The organism is Pseudomonas sp., from assembly GCF_026224925.1.
In the GTDB taxonomy this organism is placed as follows: Bacteria; Pseudomonadota; Gammaproteobacteria; order Pseudomonadales; family Pseudomonadaceae; genus Aquipseudomonas.
In genome coordinates, this window is record NZ_JAMFRV010000706.1 from 1 (window position 1) to 3965 (window position 3965).

General features: G+C 55.2%; 4 protein-coding genes and 1 pseudogene. 2 read left to right on the forward strand and 3 right to left on the reverse strand.

From position 1 onward, the window contains the following. Positions 1–348: pseudogene (gene clpA, locus M0974_RS29485) on the forward strand (ATP-dependent Clp protease ATP-binding subunit ClpA); the annotation flags it as partial. A gap of 176 nt (positions 349–524) precedes the next feature. Here the strand turns inward: clpA and infA are convergent. From infA to aat, 3 genes are all read right to left on the reverse strand, one after another. Then, entirely contained in the window at positions 525–743 is a 219-nt protein-coding gene (gene infA, locus M0974_RS29490) for a translation initiation factor IF-1 (protein ID WP_219064427.1), read from the reverse strand. A 100-nt stretch (positions 744–843) separates the two neighbouring features. Continuing rightward, complete coding sequence (locus M0974_RS29495; RefSeq protein ID WP_297845369.1) at positions 844–1551, reverse strand: arginyltransferase; 708 nt, start codon at positions 1549–1551, stop codon at positions 844–846. Positions 1552–1595: 44 nt separating this feature from the next. Then, positions 1596–2288, reverse strand: a complete 693-nt coding sequence (gene aat, locus M0974_RS29500) for a leucyl/phenylalanyl-tRNA--protein transferase (protein ID WP_297845370.1) — start codon at positions 2286–2288, stop codon at positions 1596–1598. Between the two features lie 418 nt (positions 2289–2706). On the opposite strand from aat, the gene M0974_RS29505 reads away from it, so the two are divergent. After that, positions 2707–3965 (forward strand): DNA translocase FtsK 4TM domain-containing protein (locus M0974_RS29505; RefSeq protein WP_297845372.1); only part of this gene is annotated, 1259 nt, incomplete at its 3' end.

The following is a 3965-nucleotide window of genomic DNA, read 5'->3' on the forward strand; positions in this document are numbered from 1 at the left end:
CCGGAATTCCGGAACCGTCTGGACACCATTATTCAATTTTCTCGCCTCAGCCATGAGGTGATTAAAAGCGTGGTGGACAAGTTCCTTACCGAACTGCAGGCGCAACTGGAAGACAAGCGTGTGCTGCTTGAAGTGACCGACGCGGCCAGAACCTGGTTGGCGGAAGGTGGCTATGATGCGCAGATGGGTGCTCGACCAATGGCTCGCTTGATTCAAGATAAAATCAAGCGTCCGCTGGCTGAAGAGATTCTCTTTGGTGAACTGGCTGAGCATGGCGGCGTAGTGCACATCGACGTCAAGGACGGAGAAATGACCTTCGACTTCGAGACCACGGCAGAAATGGCCTAAGCAGGCTAAACGAAAAAGCCCCGCATCCACTGGAAGGTGAGTGCGGGGCTTTTTTGTGCGCGGTTGTTTTGCGGTATCAAATGCGGACAAGGCGCGATCAGATGTTGTGGTATTCCATACAAAACCAGGGCACACAAAAACGCCCGGCATTAACCGGGCGTTTTTGTTAAGACCTGTTAGCGGGCGCGGTAAGTAATGCGGCCCTTGCTCAAGTCGTACGGCGTCATTTCGACGCGCACTTTGTCACCGGTAAGAATACGGATGTAGTTCTTGCGCATTTTGCCGGAGATATGCGCGGTGACGATGTGCCCATTTTCCAACTCCACACGGAACATGGTGTTGGGCAGGGTGTCGACGACAGTACCTTCCATTTCCAAGCTGTCTTCTTTCGACATGCAGTAAAAGCCCTCGGTATCCAATGAGTGGCCCGGTGCAACTGCGCCAGGCAAAAGCGGCGTGCATTGTGCCCGAAAAATAGGGCTTACGCCAAGCGCTTCAATAAAGAGTGACCCAATGCTGATTTGTCAGGAGCTCAATTGGCCGATATTGGGTTTTGTAATTCATCTTTTTGCAGTTCTTGATCCAGTAGCCCAGGTACACCGCATGCAGGTGTAACCGGGCCGCTTCGGCGATCTGCCAGAGAATGGCGTAGCGGCCCAGACTGCGGCGTTCTTCGCCCGGTTCATAGAAGGTATAAACCGCCGAAAGACCGTTCGGCAGAAGGTCAGTAACGGCCACCGCCAGCAGGCGTCCTTCGAGGCGGAATTCATAGAAAGTCGAGAACGGCAGATCGCGAATTAAAAAAGTGGAAAACTGGTCGCGGCTGGGCGGATACATGTCGCCGTCGGCGTGACGCTGCTCGATATAGCGCTGATACAGGTCGAAATACTCTTCGCTGAAATGTGGCTTGGCTGCGCGGACTTGCAGGTCGACATTGCGTTTGAAAATACGTTTCTGTTGACGATCCGGAACGAATAGTCCGACGGGGATGCGCGCAGGCACGCAGGCACTGCAGTTTTGGCAGTGTGGCCGATAAAGGTGATCGCCGCTGCGACGGAAACCCATGTCGGAAAGGTCGGCGTACACCTGAACGTCCATTGGCTGGCTGGGATCCAGAAATAACGTCGTCGCCTGTTCCTCAGGCAAATAGCTGCAGGAATGGGGTTGAGTGGCATAGAACTTAAGTCGCGCCAGCTCGGTCATGGATCGACCCTCGGATAAAATCTCTAGTAAGAGTGTATGTCAGCCTATGAAACTCGCCTAGGTAACCAGTCGGCGATAGTCGGCAGATCCAGATGGGCGTGAAGGTAATCAGCAAACGTCTTGCGCGCAATGGATCTGGCGCCAAAACTGTGCAGATGTTGTGTCGGCATTTGACAATCGATCAGCACGAAGCCCCATGCAGTCAGTCGCTCGACCAGCGTCGCAAAGCCAACTTTCGACGCATTATCGGCCAGGCTGAACATGGACTCCCCGAAAAACAGTTGACCCATCGCCAAGCCATAAAGTCCACCGACCAACACGCCTTGCTCCCAGACCTCAACGCTGTGGGCAAAGCCGCGTTGGTGCAACTCCAGGTAAGCCGACTGCATTGAGTCGGTGATCCAGGTGCCCTCGGCGTAGGTGCGTGGCGCCGCGCACGCCTGTATCACTGCCGCAAAATCCTGATCGAAGGTGACCTGATAATTTCCCTGACGCATCACTTTGCCCAGGCTGCGGGAGACATGCAGCTCTTGCGGGAACAGCACCGTGCGCGGATCCGGTGACCACCACAAGATCGGCTGGCCCTCCGAGAACCAGGGGAAACAACCATGCCGATAGGCCTGAATTAACCGATCCGCGGACAGGTCGCCACCCGCCGCTAGTAGGCCATTGGGATCGCGCATGGCTTTTTCCAGGGGCGGAAACGTCAGGGTATTACGCTGTAACCAAGTCAACATGGTGTCAGAATTTTCCGGAAGGGGAGGGCGCAATCAAGCCGCTGCTGCAACTCTGTGCCTTCAGCGTGGTCGTAGACGGTCCCGTTAAAGAAACGTGCTGCCGATGACCACGGTAAAAGGCAGTAGGCCATCGCTTCACTATTTAGCATTACAGTGTGAGCCTGTTTAATGGCACCCATGGAAAGCATCTCATAACCCTTTGTCACGAAAGACAATGCATGCTCAAATTACACTGTCCCGCAGATACATGAAGCTATGCTAACCCACGCCAGTCCAGCGTGGCATCGGCGGCACAAACCCGTACAATGCCGTTCTTGTTAGTATGCGTTCAAGTTTTCGACCGAGTTGGAAGTGAACGGTGCCGTTGGTTTATTCTTTCTGGGCGCTGGACAGTTATATTTTTGTAGTCAATCACCAGATGGTCGCGCTGAGGCGCAGGAAAAGAAGCGTTTTGAAGAAATCCACCGTAGCACCCAGTCCCGTACCGCTCTGGCGTCAGCAGTTGCACTACCGGCTCAAGGAAGGTGCGCTGATTGCCATTGGCGCCCTGTGCCTGTATCTGATGATGGCGTTGCTGACTTACGACCAGACTGATCCAGGCTGGAGCCATACCAGCAACTCACAGCAGGTGCAAAATGCTGCGGGCCGCGCCGGCGCGTTCTCCGCCGATATCCTATTCATGGTGCTGGGTTACTTCGCCTACATCTTTCCGCTATTGCTGGCGATCAAGACCTACCAGATATTTCGCCAACGGCATGAGCCGTGGCAGTGGAGCGGTTGGCTGTTCTCCTGGCGCTTGATCGGTCTGGTTTTCCTGGTGTTGTCCGGCGCGGCACTGGCCCATATCCATTTCCATTTTACGGCCGGCCTACCTGCGTCGAGCGGTGGAGCTCTGGGTGAAAGCCTGGGCAATCTGGCAAAGAACGCCTTGAACATCCAGGGCAGCACGCTGTTGTTCATTGCGCTGTTCCTGTTCGGTCTGACGGTGTTCACCGACCTGTCCTGGTTCAAAGTGATGGACGTCACGGGCAAAATCACCCTGGACCTGTTTGAATTGTTCCAAAGCGCAGCCAATCGCTGGTGGTCGTCGCGCACCGAACGCAAGCAGATGGTTGCCCAATTGCGTGAGGTCGACAGCCGCGTCACCGAAGTGGTAGCACCGGTTACTTCCGATCGACGTGAGCAGGCCAAAGCCAAAGAGCGCTTGATCGAACGTGAGCAAGCGCTGAGCCAGCACATGACCCAGCGCGAGAAACACGTGCCGGCGGTAATTGCGCCAGCACCGGCCAAAGCACCAGAGCCAAGCAAGCGCGTGCAGAAAGAGAAGCAGGCGCCGCTGTTTATCGACAGCGCCGTGGAAGGCACCTTGCCGCCCATCTCGATTCTCGACCCGGCCGAAGCCAAGAAACTTAACTATTCTCCCGAATCACTGGCTGCGGTCGGGCATTTGCTGGAAATCAAACTCAAAGAGTTTGGCGTCGAGGTCAGCGTGGACTCGATTCATCCAGGCCCGGTGATCACCCGTTACGAAATCCAGCCTGCCGCTGGGGTCAAGGTCAGTCGTATTTCGAACTTGGCCAAGGATTTGGCGCGCTCGCTGGCTGTGACCAGCTTTCGTGTAGTTGAAGTGATTCCTTGCAAAACCACGGTCGGCATCGAGATTCCTAACGAAGACCG

What these genes read in the sequence shown, in the direction of transcription:
- infA (WP_219064427.1), bottom strand. Translation starts at nt 743, where the DNA reads ATGTCGAAAGAAGACAGCTTGGAAATGGAAGGTACTGTCGTCGACACC.
- M0974_RS29495 (WP_297845369.1), bottom strand. Translation starts at nt 1,551, where the DNA reads ATGACCGAGCTGGCGCGACTTAAGTTCTATGCCACTCAACCCCATTCC.
- aat (WP_297845370.1), bottom strand. Translation starts at nt 2,288, where the DNA reads ATGTTGACTTGGTTACAGCGTAATACCCTGACGTTTCCGCCCCTGGAA.